The 20,757-nt window shown below is 61.4% G+C and carries 19 protein-coding genes; 5 read left to right on the top strand and 14 right to left on the bottom strand.

Annotated elements, in window-relative coordinates:
• Positions 1-12: 12 nt before the first annotated feature.
• The 4 genes from HK439_RS23680 to HK439_RS23665 form a co-directional block, all read right to left on the bottom strand.
• Positions 13-1,275 (bottom strand): ABC transporter substrate-binding protein, encoded by a 1,263-nt coding sequence (locus HK439_RS23680; RefSeq protein ID WP_190293965.1) that lies wholly within the window; start codon positions 1,273-1,275, stop codon positions 13-15.
• Between the two features lie 117 nt (positions 1,276-1,392).
• On the bottom strand, positions 1,393-2,337 hold the full coding sequence (locus HK439_RS23675) for a carbohydrate ABC transporter permease (protein WP_235988081.1): 945 nt from the start codon (positions 2,335-2,337) through the stop codon (positions 1,393-1,395).
• Complete coding sequence (locus tag HK439_RS23670) at positions 2,334-3,254, bottom strand: carbohydrate ABC transporter permease (protein ID WP_190293964.1); 921 nt, start codon at positions 3,252-3,254, stop codon at positions 2,334-2,336. The genes HK439_RS23675 and HK439_RS23670 overlap by 4 nt, the downstream gene beginning before the upstream one ends.
• Positions 3,254-4,411, bottom strand: coding sequence for an ABC transporter ATP-binding protein (locus HK439_RS23665; protein WP_190293963.1), 1,158 nt, complete (start codon positions 4,409-4,411; stop codon positions 3,254-3,256). Before HK439_RS23665 ends, HK439_RS23670 begins: the two co-directional genes overlap by 1 nt.
• Positions 4,412-4,531: 120 nt before the next feature.
• Between HK439_RS23665 and HK439_RS23660 the strand changes: the two genes are divergently transcribed.
• On the top strand, positions 4,532-5,422 hold the full coding sequence (locus HK439_RS23660; protein ID WP_190293962.1) for a LysR family transcriptional regulator: 891 nt from the start codon (positions 4,532-4,534) through the stop codon (positions 5,420-5,422).
• A gap of 26 nt (positions 5,423-5,448) precedes the next feature.
• Here HK439_RS23660 and pncB read toward each other — a convergent pair whose 3' ends face one another.
• The 6 genes from pncB to HK439_RS23630 form a co-directional block, all read right to left on the bottom strand.
• Complete coding sequence (gene pncB, locus HK439_RS23655) at positions 5,449-6,741, bottom strand: nicotinate phosphoribosyltransferase (protein ID WP_190293961.1); 1,293 nt, start codon at positions 6,739-6,741, stop codon at positions 5,449-5,451.
• Positions 6,742-6,798: 57 nt separating this feature from the next.
• Complete coding sequence (pncA, locus tag HK439_RS23650) at positions 6,799-7,392, bottom strand: bifunctional nicotinamidase/pyrazinamidase (RefSeq protein WP_190293960.1); 594 nt, start codon at positions 7,390-7,392, stop codon at positions 6,799-6,801.
• 167 nt (positions 7,393-7,559) lie between these two features.
• On the bottom strand, positions 7,560-8,276 hold the full coding sequence (locus HK439_RS23645) for a hypothetical protein (RefSeq protein WP_190293959.1): 717 nt from the start codon (positions 8,274-8,276) through the stop codon (positions 7,560-7,562).
• A 112-nt stretch (positions 8,277-8,388) separates the two neighbouring features.
• On the bottom strand, positions 8,389-8,889 hold the full coding sequence (locus tag HK439_RS23640; protein WP_190293958.1) for a c-type cytochrome: 501 nt from the start codon (positions 8,887-8,889) through the stop codon (positions 8,389-8,391).
• Between the two features lie 193 nt (positions 8,890-9,082).
• Complete coding sequence (locus HK439_RS23635; protein ID WP_190293957.1) at positions 9,083-10,453, bottom strand: GAF domain-containing protein; 1,371 nt, start codon at positions 10,451-10,453, stop codon at positions 9,083-9,085.
• On the bottom strand, positions 10,450-10,998 hold the full coding sequence (locus HK439_RS23630; protein WP_190293956.1) for a hypothetical protein: 549 nt from the start codon (positions 10,996-10,998) through the stop codon (positions 10,450-10,452). Before HK439_RS23630 ends, HK439_RS23635 begins: the two co-directional genes overlap by 4 nt.
• A 213-nt stretch (positions 10,999-11,211) precedes the next feature.
• On the opposite strand from HK439_RS23630, the gene clcA reads away from it, so the two are divergent.
• The 3 genes from clcA to HK439_RS23615 all read left to right on the top strand — a co-directional run bounded on the left by clcA (position 11,212) and on the right by HK439_RS23615 (position 16,340).
• Complete coding sequence (gene clcA / locus HK439_RS23625; protein WP_190293955.1) at positions 11,212-12,519, top strand: H(+)/Cl(-) exchange transporter ClcA; 1,308 nt, start codon at positions 11,212-11,214, stop codon at positions 12,517-12,519.
• Positions 12,520-12,653: 134 nt separating this feature from the next.
• Positions 12,654-13,127 (top strand): hypothetical protein, encoded by a 474-nt coding sequence (locus tag HK439_RS23620; RefSeq protein WP_190293954.1) that lies wholly within the window; start codon positions 12,654-12,656, stop codon positions 13,125-13,127.
• Positions 13,128-13,301: 174 nt separating this feature from the next.
• The gene (locus tag HK439_RS23615) at positions 13,302-16,340 is read left to right on the top strand and encodes a TIR domain-containing protein (protein WP_190293953.1); all 3,039 of its coding nucleotides are present in this window, start codon (positions 13,302-13,304) and stop codon (positions 16,338-16,340) included.
• 88 nt (positions 16,341-16,428) lie between these two features.
• Here HK439_RS23615 and HK439_RS23610 read toward each other — a convergent pair whose 3' ends face one another.
• Together HK439_RS23610 and HK439_RS23605 are read right to left on the bottom strand one after the other, a co-directional pair.
• On the bottom strand, positions 16,429-16,938 hold the full coding sequence (locus HK439_RS23610; RefSeq protein WP_190293952.1) for a hypothetical protein: 510 nt from the start codon (positions 16,936-16,938) through the stop codon (positions 16,429-16,431).
• A gap of 129 nt (positions 16,939-17,067) precedes the next feature.
• Positions 17,068-17,565 (bottom strand): hypothetical protein, encoded by a 498-nt coding sequence (locus tag HK439_RS23605; RefSeq protein WP_190293951.1) that lies wholly within the window; start codon positions 17,563-17,565, stop codon positions 17,068-17,070.
• Between the two features lie 206 nt (positions 17,566-17,771).
• On the opposite strand from HK439_RS23605, the gene HK439_RS23600 reads away from it, so the two are divergent.
• Complete coding sequence (locus HK439_RS23600; RefSeq protein WP_190293950.1) at positions 17,772-18,257, top strand: hypothetical protein; 486 nt, start codon at positions 17,772-17,774, stop codon at positions 18,255-18,257.
• A 43-nt stretch (positions 18,258-18,300) separates the two neighbouring features.
• On the opposite strand, the gene HK439_RS23595 is transcribed toward HK439_RS23600, so the two are convergent.
• Entirely contained in the window at positions 18,301-18,630 is a 330-nt protein-coding gene (locus tag HK439_RS23595) for a hypothetical protein (RefSeq protein WP_190293949.1), read from the bottom strand.
• Positions 18,631-18,728: 98 nt separating this feature from the next.
• Positions 18,729-20,717, bottom strand: coding sequence for a sensor histidine kinase (locus tag HK439_RS23590; RefSeq protein WP_190293948.1), 1,989 nt, complete (start codon positions 20,715-20,717; stop codon positions 18,729-18,731).
• Positions 20,718-20,757 lie beyond the last annotated feature (40 nt).

Raw genomic sequence — 20,757 nt, 5'->3', positions numbered from 1 at the left:
CGGATCCGCAAATCAGTTGCCGGAGGGCAGCAGATCCTGGGTTTCCTCGGCAAGCTGTTCCTGCAACTCTTTCATGTCGTCATATTCGCCGGTCACGATGCCTTCCATGCCGTCATAGATGACCTGCGTGATCGCCAGGCCGTTGTCGCCCGGATAGGCCTGCCAGTCGCGCAGAAGCGGCAACTGGCGGACGGCGGTCTCCTTGTTGGGGTTGTTCTTGTAGAAGTCGGCGAGGATCACCTCGTTGGCGGCCTTGTTCGGCGGCATGTAGCCGGTGGTGCGTGCAACCTCGGCGGCCCCCTGTCCGGAGGTGATGAACTTCAGCCACTTCCAGGCGGCGTCGAGGACTTTCGGATCCTTCGAGGTGGAGACCAGCATGGCCGCGTTGCCGCCGGCTGGCAGGCCCTTCGGTCCGGACGCATCGATCCCCGGGAACTCGTTGGTCTTCATCACGAAATCGCCCTTGGCGCGTTCGACGGCGCCGAGCGCGGAGGTCGACCAGTACATCATGGCGATCTCGCCGGCGGAGAAGGAGGCAAGAGCGGCCTTCCATTCGATGTTCTTCATGTCGCAGCCGCGGAAGATCTTGTGCATGGTCTTCAGGGCGGTCAGGCCTTCCGGGGTGTCGATCTGAATGTCGTTGCCGATCATGGTCGGCTTGTCCTGGGTCCACATGAGGGACTGCAGGAACCAGTTGCCGGTGATATTCCAGCCCCAGAAGACCGGGTTCTTCACACCGGCGTCCTTAAGCTTGCCGCAGGTCTCGACCACCTCGTCCCAGGTCCTGGGCATCTGGTCCGTCGAGGTGATACCGGCCTTGGCCATCAGGTCCATGTTGTAGTAGCCCACCGGCAGGGACACGGAAAACGGCAGACCGTAAACCTGGCCGTCAAACGTGCCGAGCTTCAGCATGGCTTCGTGGTAGCCGTCCCTGGCGAAGTCTTCCTCGCGCACGATGAACGGTTCCAGGGACTTGGCGATACCCTTGTCGACCAGGATCGCCTGACGGTTCAGGCCCTGCATGGTCACGTCCGGCAGTTCGCCGGCAACGGCCTCGCGCAGGATGGTGTTGGACGCGTCTTCGTAGGATTCGTAGGCCGCGCGCATCTTCACTTCGATATTCGGGTACTTTTCGTGGAACAGCGGCAGGATCTTTTCGTAAGTCACGTCGAACAGATGGCTGTAGGGATATGCGAATTCGATCGTGACCGTGTCTTCCGCCTGGGCCGTTCCGGCCGCCAGAAGAAACGCTATTGCAGTCAGGCACTTTTTCATGGAAGTCTCCGTCGTGTTGCCGTGGGAGCGGTCAGGTCGCCAAACGCGCCCGTTCCCTGTTGATCCCCTTTCGGGATTTCGGTAATGGGGCCGCCGTTCCGGCGGCCCTTTTTGCCTCTACTTCATGCCGCTCAGGGTGATGCCTTCGATGAAGCGCCGCTGCGCGATCAGGAAGGCCACGATCAGCGGCGCCACGATGATGGTTGCCGTTGCCATCATCGGCCCGAAGTTGTCGCCGTCCGCGTCGCCCTTGAATTCGCGCAGGCCCAGTGGCGGCGTGAACAGCGAACGGTCGCCGGTGATGACGATCCGCGGCCAGAAATAGTCGTTCCAGTGCGCCACCACGGAAAAGATCGCGAAGGCCAGCAGCGCCGGGACCGCCGTCGGCAGCATCACGTTCCAGATGATCGAGAACTCGCTCATTCCGTCCATGCGGGCCGCATCGATCAGGTCGTCGGGAACCGTCATGAAGAACTGGCGCATGAGAAAGATGCCGAAGACGGATATGGACCAGGGAATGACCAGGGCCGCGTAGGTGTTCGTCAGTCCGAGCTTGGCCAGCATGATGTAGAGCGGCAGGGCGATCGCATGGACCGGGATCAGTAGGCAGAAGAGAACGAGACCGAAGACCGCCTCCCGTCCCCAGAACCGCAGCTTGGCCAGGGCGTAGGCGCAGGGCAGGGCGACCAGCACCTGGATGAAGAAGATCGATGCGGTGACGATCACGCCGTTGAGCAGGTAGCGCAGCAGCGGGGCCTTCTGGAACGCGGTGGTGTAGTTGTAGATCACGGGCGTGACCATGCAGTCGGCCACGTCCTTGCCGAGCTTCACGCAATACTCGTCGCGAAAGGCTTCCTGGGCGCCGAAGAAGCCGCCGGTGTTCTGCATGATCTCCGCGGGGCTCTTCAGGCTGTAGCTGACCATCACGTAGAACGGCAGCAGCACGACGAGCGCGCCCAGGATCAGCACCGCATGCTTGAGGGTCTCGCCAACGGAGAACCGGTAGCCGTCCGCGCGCGCGGTGGACGAAGGTGCGGAGGAGGACAGGGTCATGTCGGTCATGCGTAGTGCACCCTTCTTTCGACCAGCCATCTCTGGATGACGGTCAGCAGCATCACGAAGGCGAGAAAGACGACGGTGATCGCCGCGCCGATGCCCATCAGGTTCTGCTGGATGGCCTTTTCGTAAATGGCGAACATCATCACGTAGACGGATTTCGACGGCCCGCCTCCCTGGGGATAGAAGGCCTCCACCGTGTCGAACACCTGGAACGAGCGGATGAAGGAGATGGTCACCACGAACACAGTCGTCGGTCCGAGCATCGGCCATGTCACCAGCCGGAAGCGGTCCCAGGCGGATCTGGCGCCGTCCATCTCGGCGGCGTGATAGAGCTCTCTCGGCACCGAGGTGAGTCCGGCGAGGTAGAGGACCATGTTGAAGCCGAAGCCCTGCCAGACGCCGATGAAGGCTACCGTCCAGATGGCGTAATGACGGTCGGTCAGCCATGTGGGAAAGCCGTTCGCACAGCCTTCGGCGTACCAGCCCCAGGTCTCCAGAAACGTTCCGCAGCCCTGTTCCAGCGTGCGGTTGACGATGCCGATGGTCGGATGCAGCGCGAACTCCCAGACGATCGCCATGGCGATCAGGGCCGCCATCACGGGCAGAAAGTAGATCGTCTTGTAAAGGTCGGAAAACCGCCTGGTGGAATGGATCAGCAGTGCGGCGCCGAGCCCGAGGCCGACCGACAGGGGCACGACGACGAACACATAGCGGAAGGTGGCGCCGAACATTTTCTCATAGGTCGAGCGGGTCAGGATCTTGCTGTAGTTGTCCAGCCCGACCCAGTGGGCATCGGGATTGCCGAGACTGTATTCGGTGAAGCTGAGCAGCCCCGCGATGCCGATCGGCATGAGCAGGATGACGACCATCAGAAACAGGGCCGGGCCGACGAACCACCAGTGGGCCTGGGTTCGGGCCATCATGCCACCTCCGGCACGGCGGCCGCCGGCGTTTCGGACAGGCGGATCCTTTTGCCGTCCGCTCCGAACACCATCGCCTCGCCGCGCTTGCGAACGAAGCGGACATCGTCGCCAATGGAAACACGGCCGATTTCATGGGGCGCGGTGCGGACCACCATCCGGTGTGCGCCGTCCTGCACTGACAGGTGGAGATAAAGATCGGCGCCGAGATTTTCCCGGTGCACAAGCCGTCCCGTCAGGCTGCCTTTCTCATCGCCGCCGGCAAGCTCCAGATGTTCGGGGCGCAGACCGATGGTCACCTTCTCGGAGGCAGCGCCCACGCCGACCCGGGACAGGACGACGTCGCCGCAGCGCGCCTGTCCGGCACTGTCGATGACACCCGGCAGGAGATTGATCTTCGGTGCACCGACGAATTCCGCCACCCGTATGTCCTGCGGATTGTTGTAGATCTCGTCCGGCGCGCCGAGCTGGAGGATATCCCCGTCCATCATCACCGCCATCCGGTCGGACATGGTCAGGGCTTCCGCCTGATCGTGGGTGACATAGACGAAGGTGGTTTTCAGCGACCGGTGAAGCTCGGCGAGTTCGGAGCGCATGTGGATGCGCAGTGCCGCATCCAGGTTGGACAGCGGCTCGTCCATGAGAAAGGCGACGGGCTTGCGCACCATCGCCCGGCCGAGCGCGGCACGCTGCCGCTGACCGCCGGAAAGCTGGCCGGGTTTGCGCTGAAGCAGGGGTTCTATGCGCAGGACCCGGGCGGTCTCCTCCACCTGCCGGCGCATCTCCCGGTATTTCTCCCGGGCAAGCAGCGGGCCGATCCACGGCAGGCGCCCGGCGGTGGACAGATCCCGCAGCCGCAGCGGCGTCATCATGTTGTCCTCGATGCTCAGGTGCGGGTAAAGCGCGTAGGACTGGAACACCATGGCCAGGTTCCGGTTGGCCGGGCGTACGCCGTTGACCACCCTGTCGCCGATCGACACCGATCCGGCGCTGGGCGCCTCGAGGCCGGCCAGAATCCGGAGCAATGTCGATTTTCCGCAGCCGGAAGGTCCGACAAGCGTCAGAAATTCACCGGCCCTGATCGACAGGTCGATGTTTTTCAGAACCGGCGTCTCGCCGAACGACTTCCGGATCGAATCCAAATGAATTGCAGACATGGCACCGCCTTTTCTGGTCGCTGGAGGCACCCTAGGCAGGCTGATTGAAATGTCTGTGACGTAATATTAGCGTTGCTAATGACGGCTAGAGTCTGCGGCGGAATCCAACATGGAACTGTCATGAACGACCGCCCGAGCCCCTATCAGATCACCGCCTTCACCTATGTCGCCCGCGAGAAAAGCTTCTCGCGCGCCGCGTCGCGGCTGGACGTGACGCAATCCTCGGTCACGCAGCATGTGGCCAAGCTGGAACGGAAAATGGGAACCCAGCTGTTCGTCCGCCGCCGTGACGGGGTGGAGTTGACGCGGGCAGGAGCCGAACTCTTCCGGATCACCGACCGGCTCGCGACACTCGATCAACTGGTCACGGAAAAGGTCAATGACTACAGCTCTTTGACCGACGGCCACATTCGCTTGATCGCGAATGCGCCGCGTCCCGCCATGCCGATCATCGCGCGCTACGGAGAACTGTTCCCGAAGGTTCAGATCGATTTCACGCTTTTTGACTGGACCAGCGCCATGACGCTCCTGTCAGAGCGGCAGGTCGATGTCGCCATCATTACGGAGCCGGAGAGAAGTGATGCGCTCTTTACCCACGAACTGCGCCGGACGGTCTATATGGCTCATGTGCGAAAGGACCATCCATTGGGCGCGCGCAAAAGGATATCCTTGAGCGACTTGCAGCAGGAAACCCTTATTCTTCCGGAAGACGGCTCCCTGACCGAGAAGGTCGCCAAGCGCAAGATCCGCGAACACGGACTGGAGTTCCCGCGTATCATCCGCACCACCACATTTCCGATGGTCAAGGAGGCGATCCTGCATGGTCTCGGCATCGGTCTGCTGCTGAAAAACAGCCTCTATCCTTCCGAGGAACTGGCTGCCATTCCCATCGACGAAATGCCGGAAGAATACAGCGATTGCATCGCCATCCCGGCGGATAAACGGGAACTGAAACTGATCTGCAGCTTCCTGGATGTCGCTGTCGAGACAAAGGCAGACCGGCATTTTTGAACGCCGGAGTGTCTTTGATCCTTGCCCTAGACCACAACCTCCAACGCTTCCTGCTCGCCGACCCCGAACACCCGTTTGTAGCGGGCGATCTCGTCGGCCGGCCCCATGGCCTTGTTCGGGTTGTCGCTGAGTTTCACGGTGGGGTGGCCGTTGGCGGAGATCGCCTTGCAGACCAGGGAGAAGGGGGCAAGGGCATCGCCGGCGGTGAGGCCGCGGAAGTCGTTGGTCAGAAGCGTGCCCCAGCCGAAGGAGGTGCGCACGCGGCCGGCGAACTGCTGGTGCAGTTCGATGATCTTGTCCGTGTCCAGTCCATCGGAGAAGATGACGAGCTTTTTCGTCGGGTCTTCGCCTCTGGATTTCCACCAGTCGATGGCGGTTTCCGCGCCAACGGCCGGATCGCCTGAATCGATGCGGATGCCGGTCCAGCTTGCGAGCCAGTCGGGCGCGCGGTCGAGAAAACCCTTGGAGCCGTAGGTATCGGGCAGGATGATGCGCAGGTTGCCGTCGTGTTCCTCGTGCCAGTCGCGCAGGACGTCATACGGCGCCTCGGCCAGCTCCTCATCCGTCTCCGCCAGGGCGGAATAGATCATCGACAGTTCATGGGCGTTGGTGCCGACGGCCTCCAGATCGCGCTGCATGGCGATGTGACAGTTGGAGGTGCCGGTGAACTTGGCGCCCAGGCCTTCCGTCATCGCCTGGACGCACCAGTCCTGCCAGAGATAGGAGTGGCGGCGGCGGGTGCCGAAGTCGGCGATCCGGAGCCCCTCCAACGGCTGCAGGCGCTCGATCTTTTCCCAGAGCTTGGTCATGGCCCGGGCATAGAGGATCTGCAGCTCGAACTTCTTCATGGAATTGAGCACGGCGCGCGAGCGCAGTTCCATGAGGATCGCCAACGCCGGGATTTCCCACAGCATGACCTCGTGCCATTTGCCCTCGAAAGTAAGCTCGTACTGGCCGTCGTGTTTTTCGAGCGTATAGGGCGGCAGATGCAGGTTCTCGAACCATTCCATGAAGTCGGAGCGGAACATCTGGCGCTTGCCGTAGAACATGTTGCCGCGCATCCACGTGCTTTCGCCGCGTTTGAGAGACAGGGAGCGGACATGGTCGAGCTGTTCGCGCAGCTCCCCCTCATCGATCATCTCCGCCAGGCGGATGTCCTTTGCGCGGTTGATCAGCGAGAAGGTGACGGTCGTGTCCGGCTTGTTGCGGAACACAGACTGGCACATCAGCAGCTTGTAGAAATCCGTGTCGATGAGGGAACGGACGATCGGATCGATCTTCCATTTGTGGTTATAGACACGGGTTGCGATATCGACCATGTGTTTGGTCTCTTTCCAGTAACGGCTTAAGTCAGGTGACGGCGGATCCGCGACCCGTCAGACGAGGGTGACGCCTGCGGCCTTCATGCCGGCAAGTGCAGCTGCGAGCGAACCGTCCATGTCGATGGCACGGCACAAATCGGTGCGCACGGTTACGTTGAAGCCGAGCTTCGCAGCATCGACGGCGGAGTAGTTCACGCAGAAATCGGTTGCAAGGCCGGCGATGGTCAGGTTGCCGACCCCGCGGGTGCGCAGGTAACCGTCCAGTCCGGTGGGCGTGGTCCGGTCGTTTTCGAAAAACGCCGAATAACTGTCGATGGCGGGATTGCAGCCCTTGCGAATGATCAGGTCGCCTTCGGTGCGCAGGCCTTCGTGAAAGGCGGCGCCGACACTGCCCTGAACGCAGTGATCGGGCCAGAGCACCTGGGGTCCGTAAGGCATTTCGATGAACGTGAAGGGGTCTGCCCCATGGGTGCTCGCGAAGGAACCATGCCCCGCCGGATGCCAGTCCTGGGTCAGGACCACGGTGTCGAAATCTTCCATAAGGGCGTTGATGCCCGGCACGACTTCATCGCCGCCTGCGACCGCCAATGCGCCGCCGGGGCAGAAATCGTTTTGAACATCAACAACAATAAGCGCGCTTTCCGACATGGAAACCTCCCAGGCCAGATTGGTAGCGCGGCCCGCCGGGGAGGGCAAGATTGACGATGAGTCCTGGCCTTAGGTTCCGGCCGGAGCCAAGACCTCCGGGAAACCCATTTCCCCAAGCCTCATGTGCCGCAGGACATCCGTACTCCGGCGACGGGTTCAAAGGCGCTTCAATCGATGTCCATCGCGTGGGCCGCCTCATCGACGATGTTGCACAGTTCCCGAGAGGTCTGCGCATGCAGGCCGACCAGCATCCAGGTCTGGGTCCGAACGTTCAGACCCTGCGCGGCAAAGGGGCCGATGACGCCGGCCTTGTCGAAGCGGGCGAGCGCCGCTTCCCGCCGTCCGAGACAGGCGTTGATCCGCTCGCGCCAGTCGGCATAGGCGCCGCCGATCAGATCGAGGTAGTGATTGGCCGTATCGCGCGCCATCGCCTGATACTCGATCCGCGTACGCGAATAGCAGGCCGGGTATCCGGGGCTCATTTCGCTGCCGCACGCATCCAGCGCGCCGATCCGGCGTGCCTCCAGGTCGGTCATGGCAGCCGACACCTGTTCCCTTGCGGACTGCACGATCTGCCAGACTTCCGTTTCGGCATTGAAAGCGCATTCCTGCAGCGAGTAGTCCATCAGTTGTTCGATCGCCTTGCCCTGTTCGTCGGTGACGGCTGCCGGCGTTACCTTGGCGAGCGCCAGTTGAGCATCCGTGAGGGCCCGGGCCGCGGCGTTTTCAATCTTGACGGAAATGCTGTCGCTTTCCCCACATTTCGCCGTTTCGGCGGAATTGGGCAGCGGAGGGATTGAGTTCCAGAGCGTTTGCGGTGTCTCGGCATGAGAACCGGCGGCAAAGGTCATGAAGAGCGCGCACAGCGCGAAAGGTCTAAGCATCGAAAATAGCCTTGATTGTCTGAACGTGTTGCCAGAACGGGTTGTCTGAAGGTCGGAAGAATGTCCGGCCTGCCGGCGAAATATTTTCGGCCGGCAGGTCTGCTTCATTCGCCTATTGAGGCAGGGTCACGCGAAAGAACGGGCCTTGTGCATCTTCGCCATCTTTCGCCGGGGGGAAGGCCGTGGTTCGTGCTGCGGGCATCGCCTGCAGGAAGGTGGCCAGCGTTTCGGCATCTTCGTCCGTAAGGGCGGCATAGGCCGGCCAGGGCATGGCCGGCGACAGCATGCGGCCATCCGGGCGGACGCCGGTCCGGACGGCGTCGACGATCTGTTTTTTGGTCCAGCCCTTCAGACCGGTGTCGTCCGGCGTCAGATTGGCCGGCCAGAAAATGCCCAGGCCCGGGATCTCGAACCCGATGGATCCGCCCGACAGGCCGGCGCCTTCGATCGGAGCGCCGTCAGCGCCGCGCGGCACATGGCAACCGCCGCAATCCATGACGGTGGCAAGATAGGCACCGCGGCTGATTTCCGCTTCGTTTTCTTTTGCGACAGCCATATCCGCTGTGGCCAGGGCAGCAATGCTTGTGAGGGCAAAAAGGGTTGGTTTGAGCATTTCCTGAAGTCTCCAGAACGCGGCCATTCCCGCCGAAGCGGGGCGTGCCGCGATGAACGGCAGTTGGGTATGATGAGAGAGGTGTCGCGTCCGTTGATCGGTTGCCGATTGAAAAGACGGAGGCGCGGTTCTCGGCCGCCGGAGATACAGCGGGCCCGGGCAAATTGCTTGCTAAGTTTTCCTGATCGAAATGCTAAATATTTGCTACAGGGATGCCCGCGCCGCCGGAGCCGGCGAATTCCTCAAGGGTCACAGGGCTTTCGACAACGAGCCGGAATCTGCCGCGGGCAATTTTTTCAATTCTGATGCCGGCCTGCCGTTCCTCGAGCCGCTTGCGCAGCAGGATCAGTCTCGCCTCGAGGTTTTCCGAATGAACCGGCAGCCGCAGGCCCGGATCCAGGCGGAGTTCGCGGTTGGAGAAATCGGTCCGCCCGGTGGAAACGTATTCCCGCAAGAGCTTCCACAAAATGGCACCGGCGACGCCCTTGATGAGATAGTTGTGATCCAGGAAGACGCTCTGGTCGGCCTGATGCAATTGCGCGGCGATAGACGTGCCCGATTGTGTGTCGGCCGGCTGCGCATCCTCGGAAGCGTCGTCTTCGTCCTCCCGCAGCAACTCGATCATGGCGCCGAGATATCCGGCGAGCACCGCCAGCGCGTCCTCGTCGTCGTAACCGAACCGCATCACCTCTTCGGCCTCGGCGAACAGGATGCCGGAAACGGTCTTGCCTATGGCGATCGGCAGGGCAATCTGGCTGCCGGGAGACGCAAGGCCGGGAAAGGCGATCTCGGCCGGGCGCGCGCTCAACAGTCCGGCGCGCTGGGCGGTGTCGGCCAGAGCCGCGCCATAGCGGTAGTCCGACGTCATGTGGCCGATGCGGATCGGTGTGTTTTCCAAGGCGGCGACGCCAATCACGCCTTCCCCGAAAGCCGCTTCGAAACCGACGCCGGACTTTGCATATCCGCGGGAGGCGACGGTGTAGAGCCGGCGCTCTTTCGCATCGACCATCAGGATCATCGAATGGCTGACGCCGAAATGCCGTTCAAGGCATTCCAGGGACAGATCGAGCAACTCGTCCAGGTCGGTGCAGGTGTCCAGTTCGCATATGGACTTGCGAACGGCCGGCAGCAAAGGCGGCTCAAGCGGCGGGGGCTGCAATGCGAGAAAGGGGACTTCCGCTATCGACCGGATCCGGAAGATGTCGGCGCCGAGCAGACGGAACACGCCCTCCATGCCGTGATGGGACGCGATGCCGGCCAGCTTGGCCTTCATCGATTCAAACAGCGGCCCGCTTGTCCGGGTTTCCACGAACTCCAGTTCCAGACGATGCGATGCCATGGTCGCCGGGTCGGAAATCAGGACAGAGGCCGCCTTGGTGAGGAGCAGGTTGCGCCGTGTCTTGTTGAAGAACTGGTAGGACAGCGCCACGTGATCGGCATCCACGTAATGGACCTGCGAAATCATGGAAACGTTCGGCATGCCGTCGCCGTCACACGTTGCCAGGACCGACGCGACGACCCCTTCCAGCGATCGCCGCAGATTTTCGATGCGGATGCCGCTCATGGGGAAAGCGGGCTCCCGGCGCCCGGACCGGGTGTCTGAACAAAGGCCGCTTCGGGTGTGAACTCGATTGCCAGCAGATCGCCCGGATCGTAGGTCGTAAAGCCTTCGGCCACGTGTTTCGGCAGGTTGATCCCGATCAGCTCGTCGCGAAACACCGCGCTTTGCCGGGCAATTTCGGGCGTATCGTCCGGACAGGCCTGCAGGATCGAAGCGCCGTTCGCCTTCACCTGAAAGGAAACGTGATCCCGCGCCCTGCTGAACGTGACGGCGATCGCACGGCCGTCTTCCAGGGCCTTCAGGAGAGGAAGGTTCGCCTGCCGGGTCAGGAAAACCCGGATGGTACCGGCCTCGTCGACCCGCGCGCCGACGCCGATGCCGGCGATCGGTTTTCCCTCTGCGCCGCAACTCGCCAGGATGACGCTGACCCCGCCTTGTGCCAGCGCCACGAGGTCGGCCGTCAGCAGCCCCTGCCGCGGCGGTAAAGCCGGTGATTTACGATCCGCGAGATCCTCCTGCGGAGTCCCGGGGCGTGGAAGGTTGTCCATTGCCGATCCCGATAAAAAGTCAGGCAGCCGATTATTTGATTTACGTCTTTGAAAATGTCTATCCACATTCTGTCTTTGCCGATGTTATCGCGCGGGATTCGCAAGAATTCAGGCCGGCGGGACATCCTGTTGAACAGTTGCTGCCCTTTCGCGCCGCCTTTGTTTGCCGGGAACGATTGCCTATAAACATCTTACTGCAGGGCAGGGGGAACGATGGAAAAAGAGCAGCCGTCCGACGAGATCCCGGTGAAACCGGGTTCGCTCGTCACGCTCGCGTTCCTCGCCATTTTGACCGGCATCGGCGCCGGCGCAGTCGGGGCGGTCTTCCGTCTCGCGCTCCACTACGGAGCGGAGCTGCGGAACTATGCTCTGGAGCAGACCCGGGGATACGAAATCGGCGGACTGGTGCTGGCCATGGTCGTGGCGGCGATGGCCACGGCGCTCGCGGCCACCCTGGTGCGGCGGATCGCACCGGCGGCTTCGGGCAGTGGCATCCCCCACGTGGAGGCCGTGCTCGACGGGGAACTCCGGCCGGCGCCCGTATGGCTGATCCCGATCAAGTTTGTCGGCGGCTGGCTTGCGATTACCGCGGGCCTTGCGCTTGGCCGTGAGGGGCCGAGCGTTCAGATGGGCGCAAGCCTTGCCCATCTTGTGGGGCGTGTCTTCCGGCGGGACAAGGCGGACCAGCGGTCGCTGATTGCCGGCGGCGCGGGCGCGGGGCTGGCCACCGCGTTCAATGCGCCGGCGGCCGGATCGATCTTCGTGCTGGAAGAGCTAGTGGGCCGGTTCGAGCCACGTATGGCGGTGGTCGCGCTAGGGGCCTCGGCGGGTGCGATAGCCGTTTCGCGCCACATCTCCGGAGACGCGCCGGACTTTACCGTCGGCACGTTCGCCGCCGGCGGGCTTGGCGCGTTGCCGCTGTACCTGGCGCTTGGACTGTTCGCGGGGCTGCTGGCGATCCTTTATAATCGCAGCCTCTTGGGGACGCTGGTCGTTGCCGACTGGATCGGCGGACCGGTGGAACTGCGGGCCGCTGTGATCGGAGCGGCAGTCGGTGGGCTTGCCTGGTCCGCGCCGAACCTCGTCGGCGGCGGCGACAACCTTACCCAGATAACGCTGAACGGCCAGTTGCCGCTGACGCTGTTGCCCATGATCTTCCTGATCCGTTTCGTCCTTGGCGCGGTCTCCTATGCGGCTGCCACGCCGGGCGGGCTGTTCGCACCGCTGCTTCTGCTCGGTGCGCTTGCCGGGCTTGCCTTCGGGGTCGGCTGCAACTTCACCTTTCCCGGCATGGAGCTTCAGCTTCAGTCCTTCGCCTTCGTCGGCATGGCCGCCCTTTTCGCCGGTGTGGTGCGTGCGCCGCTGACCGGGATCGTCCTCGTCGTGGAAATGACCGGCAGCTCGGCGCTGCTGCTGCCGCTGCTTTGTGCCTGCTTTGGCGCAATGCTGGTGCCGTCGGTGCTGCGGGACGAGCCGATCTACGAGGCGCTGCGCTTCCGGGCTGCAAGGCGCGTGCGCTAAGGCACACTTCAGGTTTTCAGCTGCGACGTCGTTCATATGGGGGATCGACCCCATGGGATGGGGGCCGTCTGGCAAGCATCATCCTTTCATCGAAACCGCGGTGACACACCGCCCAGAGATGAAGGGAATATCCAATGTTTGCACTCACCGTTTTCAAGAAAGCAGCCAAGGTCTTCACCATGGTCATGGTCGCCGCCACCGTCTCCTACGGCGCCGTCTCGATCGCCCACCCGTCGGTCGCAGAAGCAGGGACCAAGAAGAAGGTTCAGTTCGTCGCCAAGGGCCTCAACAAGTTCGGCCACGCGCTGGAAAAGGCCGGCCGCAGGGCCCAGGCCAAGCGCGGCATCCTGAAGCCGATCGGCGGTATCCTGAAGAACACCGGCAAGGGCGCCAGCAAGGCCGGCAAGGGCGTCAACAAGGGCTTGCGGGCCGTGTCCCGGGGCACCAACAAGGTGCTGGGCAAGTCGAAGGCCGGCAGGGCCGTGCAGAAAGGCTGGCGCAATGCGAAAGGCCGGCAGGATCAGCTGATCAACCGGGCGTTCGCCAACTGTGGCGGCCGGGTCTGCGCGGGAGCCCGCGACGGTGTCCGCCTCTTCGCTCCGTTCTGATCGACCTCTGCCAGGAACCGAAAAAAGCCGGATGTTTCATCCGGCTTTTTTCATGGTTCGGCGGCGGATGGAAGCTGCAAAATGTGATCTAAAGCACTGTGAAAATTTGCCATATGCCGGATTTTATGGATGTTTAAGTGCATTTGAAGCCTAACGGGAAACGTCGGACATTTAATGACAGCCGAAACCGAAAAAGCGTCTGACGATCAGCCGAAGATCTTTCTTTCCTATTCCAGACGAGACAGGGAGCGCGCGCAGATCATCGCGGATGTGCTTCGGCAGCGGGAAATCAGTGTCCTGAAGGACACCGACGATATTCTGCCGACGGAGGAATGGAGGGAGCGGCTGGAGCAGCTCATCGAGGAGGCCGACACCATCGTGTTCCTCCTGAGCCCGCAGTCGGCAATGTCCGAAGTCTGTGCATGGGAGGTCGAATACGCGACTTCGCTGAACAAGCGGATTGCGCCGATCATCATCGAGGATGTCGATCCGAACAATATTCCGCCGCTGATCACGCGGCTCAATTTCATTTTCGCCACCGAGCGCGATCCGTTCGAGGACGCGGTGGATACGCTGATTGCGGCGCTCAACACCGATATCGACTGGATCCGGGAACATACCCGGCTGAATGTCCTGGCACGGCGATGGGATAACGCCGGTCGTCCTTCCCGCCTCCTGCTGCGCGGGGCCGATATTTCCGACGCCGAAGCCTGGCGCGACGGCCGTCCGCCGGAAGCTCCCGAGGTGACCGGGCTTCAGGCCGCGTTCGTAAGCGGCAGCCGCGAGGCCGCGACCCGGCGGCAGCGGATGACGGTTCTCGGGTCGCTGGTCGGGCTGGCAATTGCAATCGGGCTCGCCGGTGCCGCCTACTGGCAGCGCGGGATCGCGCTTGAAAACGAACACCGTGCCACGGTCAATGAAAAGCGGGCCAACGACACCCGCGACGACGCGTGGCGTACGCAAAGCGAAATCCTGACCGACTGGGCGACGAAAGCCGCAGACGAAGGCGACCGGATGACGGCCACGCTCCTGTCGCTTGCGGCATTGCCGGACGAACACGCCGGGCCCGATCGCATTGATGCGGCGAGGCCCCTTCTTCCGGAAGCCGAGCAGCAGCTGTTCCGGGACCACTTTCTGGCGCAGGAGGCGGCGAACCTGGAACTTCCCGGCGAACAGGGCGGCGACAAGCCGGAGATCGCCGAGGCATCCTTCAATCCGGACGGCACCCTTGTTCTGGCGCGGACATCGGACGGCAGCGCCCATCTGTGGAATGCGATGACGGGCCGGACAGTCATGACATTCGACACGCAGGGCGAGGCCGTCACGTCGTTGGCGTTCAGTCCGGACGGAAGCCGTATCGTCACCGCGTTCCAGGGCCATCGCGGCATGGTCTGGGATACGAAGTCCGGGCGGAAACTATCTGAATTGTCCGGCTGTCAGGACAAGGTGAAGGACAGATGGTCGAACATTATCGCCGTCTTCAGTCCGAGCGGAAAGCTGATCGTCACGGCAGGCGCATCCCTGTGTGCCTGGGATGCGGAGACGGGCCGGCTCTCCCAGGCTATTAAGTCCCAGGATGTTGCCTACCGAAATGAAGTCCGCTTCGTGGGGGCTGGCGACCGGCTTGTTTTTTCCAACAAGTTCGATCGCCGCATGATCATCTTGGACGATCTGGAAACGGGGAAGGAGTTCCCCATTTATCGCGGTATCGGCGGTCTCTACCCCCGGATCAGCCCGGACGGATTTCGCGTGGTCATCGGCGATGTGGGCACGTCACTGGACAAGGACGGCAAGCCCTCCACCACATCCCTGTGGGATCTGAGGACCGGAAAACAACTGGCCGTCCTGAGCGCAAACGAGTGTTTCACGGATGTCGCTTTCAGTCCGGACGGAAAGATCCTGGTTGCATCTGCGGACAAAGGCATCCGGATGTGGAACGGTCTTACGGGTGCCCTTCTGCCGAAGGACAATGGACTGATCGGCGATCGGGAATTCCTGGCCCAGAACGATGCCACGATGGGCGAGGTTCAGTTCACGTCCGACGGACGTTTTGTCGTGGGCCACGATTTGAACGACACCATCAAGGTCTGGGACCTTCAGGGCGGCCTCGTTGACAGATTGCGCAAGCCGGAAACACCGGACACCCAATATACAAAATTTGTCCTGGGTCCCGGCCTGGGGCGCATGCTCACCTTCAAGAAAGGACAGGATCCGGCAAAACGGCAGGGTCCGACACTCTGGTCCGTCGGTGCGCCGAAAAACCTGAAACCTCTGAAAGACTACCTCAATCCGGACGGGACCGCGTTTTTCAGTCCGGATGTCCTTGAACGGCTGGCCGGGTATTTTCGAACGCGGGCGGAGCACATTCTCGATGGCGGCGAGTGGCCGTCACGATCAGACGTCTCGAAGACAACGATTGACCATCCGGACCCGGCGGGAGAACTGCGCAAGGAAGGCGTGCGTGCAAGCTGGACAAAGAACCAGGACACGGACGTCCGGATCCAGACAGGAGATGGCAACCGGGAAATTGCCGTCCTGAAGGGACATGAAAATCCGGTCAGGTCCGTGGCGTTCAAGCCGGGGTCGAATGTGGTTGCGACCGTATCGGGAAAGTCCTTACGCGTGTGGCAGGCCGATACTGGAAAACAGATTGCGCTGATCGGTCCGGATGACCTGTCGGGCGCGGACTACCGGGTAAGAACCGTGTTCTTCAGTGGCGACGGGAAACGGCTCCTCGTCGTCAGCGAGGATTTTATCGACGTGTTCGATGGCGAGGATTTCACCAAAATCCTGTCGCTTGTCTCCGAAGACGCCATTCCCAACGCCAACCCGCCGCCGGAGTATTTTGATGTTTCGGAGGGAAAGTTCCTCTCCTATCTTGAAACCTCATGGACCGGGGACAGGTGGTCCTACGGCAAGGACGCCTACCGGCCGAGGTTCTGGCAACTTGCCGAAACCAGGCAGGACCTTGTCGACCTCGAAAAGGCGAATGCCACCCGCTGCCTCAGTCCGCGGCAGATGAAGCAATACTTTCTGGGAGACAGGCCGCCGCGCTGGTGCATCACCGGGCCCGGTCTGGAAACAGAACCGGACCCCGCCAAATGGCGCCCGAAAACACCCTATAACACAAAGGCATGGCGGGACTGGCTGATCTCCCGGAACAAGGGCCAGAATCCGCCGGTTCCTGTCCTCGCGGAAGAAGAGCTCGACTAATCTGAGGGGGGCGTCATTGCGGGCCCGGGGGGCGGCATGCGCAAACCCGCAGAACCCCGCCCAGGTCCGCCCGCAGAGCGCCGGCCTGTCAGTTGGCCGGCAGTTTGATGCAGGGATAGCCGGACTCTTTCGAGTCCGTCATGAAAATCATCCAGTAGTCCTTTCCCGCACCCTGCGCGTGAGCGAATTTCGCGAGGCAGTACTTTTCAATCATTCCAGGAAGGGCATTCGGATCTGCAGTCTCATGAGTCTCGATTATTGCCTCGGCCGCGGCACGCGACTCCTGTATGGTGAAGGAATAGCCGAAATAGGCCTGGTCGCCGAAGACCGCATTGAACTCGGGCTTGTTGCCTTTCATTCTCACGCTGAAGCGGATCGGAGGGCGGAAGTCGTTCATGAATTTCGCGGTAATCCGGTCAAAATCTTTCCTGGATTGCCAGCCGGTCGACTTGGCGAGCACGGGGGAGGCGGACAGTGTCAGGGCGAGGGCAATAATGATTGTCCTGAAACCTGATCGGGCTGTCTGTCTCTCCTTCCGGAGGAATGAGGCAGTCGTGAAAATAGCCGGCGGTTGTTTGTCGTCGGTCGAAAACGGCATTATCGATCACCTTGCTTTAAAAAAATAATTGCCGAGGATAGGCTCGGAAAGGGGCGGGTTCAACCGGCGTGGCGTTGCCGGTGTCCTGCCACATCCCGAACTGCGATCCGCGGAAAAAACGCAGGCCCCTCAACTGGATGGCATTTTCTTGCAGCGATATCCGGACTGTTTGGGATCCACGAGGTAAATGATCCAGTATTCCTTTCCGGCACCCTGCGCCCGGGCGAAATTCGCGAGGCAGAGCTTGTCGATCATTCCGGGACCGGGGTCGCGATGCAGCTCGATTTCGGCTTCGGCCGAGTCGCGCGAGTCGTGGACGGTGAAGGAGTAGGAGAAGAAGGACTTGTTGCTGAACACCGCGTTGAACTCGGGCTTGCTGCCTTTCATCCGCACGCTGAAGCGGGTCGGCGCATAGCCGGTGCTGATCAGTTTTTCGACGCTCTTGCGAAACTCTTTCATCGACTGCCAGCCGGTCGACTTGGCGAATGCCGGGGAGGCCGTCAGCATCAGGGCGATCGCAACACAGATTGTCTTGATCCGCATTCGGGCTGTGAGCCACCCGTTCGAGATCCGTGAGGCAGGCGCGAAAACTGCCTGCGGCTGCTTGTTTTCGGTCGAAAACGGCATGTTCTTTCCCCCCATTTTTCAGTTTTTTGGCAAGGATAGGCTCAGAAAACGGCGGGTTCAACCGACGCACACTTGCGGGCGCCCCTTCCGCACCCGGTGTCTGACGAGACTGTTCCAAACATCCACCGAATGGGGTGTCGCCCCCATGGGACCTGAGCGCATCTTCCGCGATCCTCCTTCCATCGACACAGGAAAGGATCGGATCGATGACAACCAGGACCTTGAAAGCCATTGCCTGCGCCGCCCTGATGGGGGCAGCGTTCATGACCAACGCTTTTGCCGCAGATGCGGCGGACGGCGGTTACAGAAAAATCCGTTCGAATATGGATTTCCGCTGGACGGCCGAAGACCAGACGGTTCGCGTCACCTTTTTTACCGGATGCCGGTCGGGCCACTCAGGTGGAAAGCTGACGGAGTATTTTTCGGTATCCTTCGACAAGGCCGCGCGACGGATCGAGATCAGCGGGAGCTTTCTTTTCAAGCCGCTGAAGAAGACAAGCAAGATCGGTCCCGCCGATTGCATGGGATCCAGAACGCGGACACTCGAGATCAAAAACGTCCCGGAAGGCACTTACGAGGTGACCCGCGACGGCCGGAAGCCGAGGGTCGTGGAGCTTGTCGGTGAGAGCGTCGAATATCGTGTGAGGCTGTTCAGGAACAAGGCCAAGTCCATACGGCTTCAGCCCAATTGACAGCCTGGCAGTAGGGGTAGCCACCAGCGGTCAGGCGGATCCGTTATTTCCCCTTCCGGAAATCGTCGTCCGCCGACCGCATTTCCTGCGGTGTGACGATGCCGTCCTTGTTCTTGTCGACGATGGAAAAGGCATAGCCATAGACCCCGAAGAAGCGGATCTTTTTCGCCGTCGACTGGCCGAAATCCGCCAACGCGCGAATGAAGGTCCTGAATTCGCTTTTCGACAGCACCCTGTCCTTGTTGATATCGGCTTTCAGGAAGGCAGCGACCTCGGAATTGGAAGCTCTCAGGTTCTTCGCAGAGGCTTCGAGAACGGCAAGGCCGGCAAACAGGATCAGGAAAAAATTCAGAACAACAAACCGAGCCAGCATGGTCTTCGCCTCACGTCGTTTTGCGAACTTTAGCTCAAGGATGACGTTGAGGAAACTCGGTTGTCGGCAGGCCCGAACGGTCCCGGGAACGGCCTCGTTCATGCCGCGCGCGGGATGGTCAGGGTGAAGCTGGTTCCCTTTCCCTTTTCGGAGTGGCAGGTGAGGTCCATGCCGTTGTCTTTCGATAGCTCGTAACAGACGGACAGGCCCAGGCCGTGGCCGGTCGAGGTCTCGCCCTTGTTGTAGGCGTGCGAGAAGTCCTCGATCTCGTCGGCGTCCATGCCGGTTCCCGTGTCCAGGACGCAGAGATCGATTGTCTTGCCCCGGTCGCGAACGCCGATAAGGACGCTGCCGGCCCGGGTATATTTCACCGCGTTGGAGACCAGGTTGCTGACGATGCGCATGAGGATGAGCGGCGGCACGGCAATTGTCTTGCTCGACGGAACCCTGCGCAGCCGGAGGCCCTTTGAAATGGCCTCCTCGTTGAACATCTGGTGCACGGTGTCGAGCACGAGGGAGACCTCGTAGACTTCCTGCTCCTCTGCCGGTGTTTCTTCGATCCCGCTTGCTTCCTCCTGACCGTCTTCCGGCTGCTCTGGCGTCGTTTCCCGCAAGTAGTCGTTGGAGAGCGCCTCCATGTAGTCGAAGGCTTCCTTCAGCCTCTGTCTCACCTCCGGCGCGACATGTTCGGCGAGGCTGTCGAAATTCATCCTGAGAGACATGATCGGCTGTTTCAGGTCGTGGGAGGCGGTCGCCAGTTGCCGCTGGCGCAGGCTCGCCAGTTCCCGGGCGCGGGTGTAGTTGCGTTCGGCGACGAGGAGTTCCTGGCTGCGCCTGGCTTCCGCTTCGAGAGCTACCAGTTGGGCCTCCACGGCCTTGGCGTGGTTCCGGCGCAGGTTGATGATATGGGCGGTCAGGCCGGTCATGGTGGACACCATGAGGATGGAGAAGATGCCTTTGACCGCGATGGCCGCCGGAATGAGTTCCGCGCGGCTGCCGATCACAATCGCCGCGATCATCGCAATGATCAGGACCATGCCGAGGGCCGAAATCAGCACCCCCGTCAGATGGATCGGTCCTTCGTGTTTTCGCCAGTCCATGCTGGTGACGAAAACCGCGACGAACATCAGCGCGAGAAGCACGTAGCCGAAGAAGGCGGTGTAGGTGCCCGGCGAATAGAACGAGAGGGCGAACCCGGCGACCGGCAGGATGGCAAGGGCTGCCAGAACCTTTGAAAGCGTCGGTCTCTTGCCGTCGCGGACGAGGGACTGGGCGGAGATCAGGAAGCCGTTGGCGGACAGGGAAAACAGCAGGAAGAAACCCACCGGCGACTGTAGATCCGGATTGTCGGGAAAGAAGAACCGGAACCACAGGCCGTCGATATAGGCGAGGATGCCGAGTCCGACGGCGAACTGAATGGCGTAGAGCAGACCGATCCAGTTCTTCATCGCCAAGTGGAAGCCGAGGAAAAAGATCAGGCAGGAAATTGTGAAGGCGTAAAAGGCCGTCTCGCCGATGCCGGCGGCAAAGGCGGAAGCTTCGAGTTCGACCGGGGTTTCCAGGGCCATGTTGAAGGACTGGAACGGACCGAACTTGAAATTGACCATGAGCGTCACGCGTTCCTGCGGCGCGATGGTGAAAACAGGCGTCCTTAGCCGGGTAACGGAATGCGCCTCGGGAACGAAGGGTTCGAAAATCGAGTAGTCGATCAGGTTCTCGGTCAGGCCGCTGTCCCGGACGACATAGGCATCGACTTCGCTGACCAGCGGCAGGTCGATGGTCAGGACGAACGGATCCGGGTCGCGGCCATCGTCAATGGTCGCATTGTAGATCTCGACCGCGGCCCAGGCTTCCGGCGCGTAGTTCGTCGCCAGCAGGGAGGCTTCCATGTCCGGACCGAATTGGCCGTCCCGGAACCGTTTCAGGATTTCGCCCAGCGATGCCTTGGGATCACTTGTGTAGGTCAGGTGCGGCTTCAGATCGGCGACGCCGTGTCCCGGCTGCAGGTTCACCGTCTCCGCATGCGACATGCCGGACAGGAACAGGCTCACGAAGAGAAACAGGCTCAGGCGCAGAATTCTGGTCATTTCCCCAAAGGCATGTCAGATTTGACGGGACAGCATCGAA

The organism is Roseibium aggregatum (assembly GCF_014692675.1).
Classification (GTDB): Bacteria; Pseudomonadota; Alphaproteobacteria; order Rhizobiales; family Stappiaceae; genus Roseibium; species Roseibium aggregatum_C.
The sequence above is the reverse complement of the archived record's forward strand: the minus strand, read 5'-3'. Positions and strand labels throughout refer to the sequence as shown.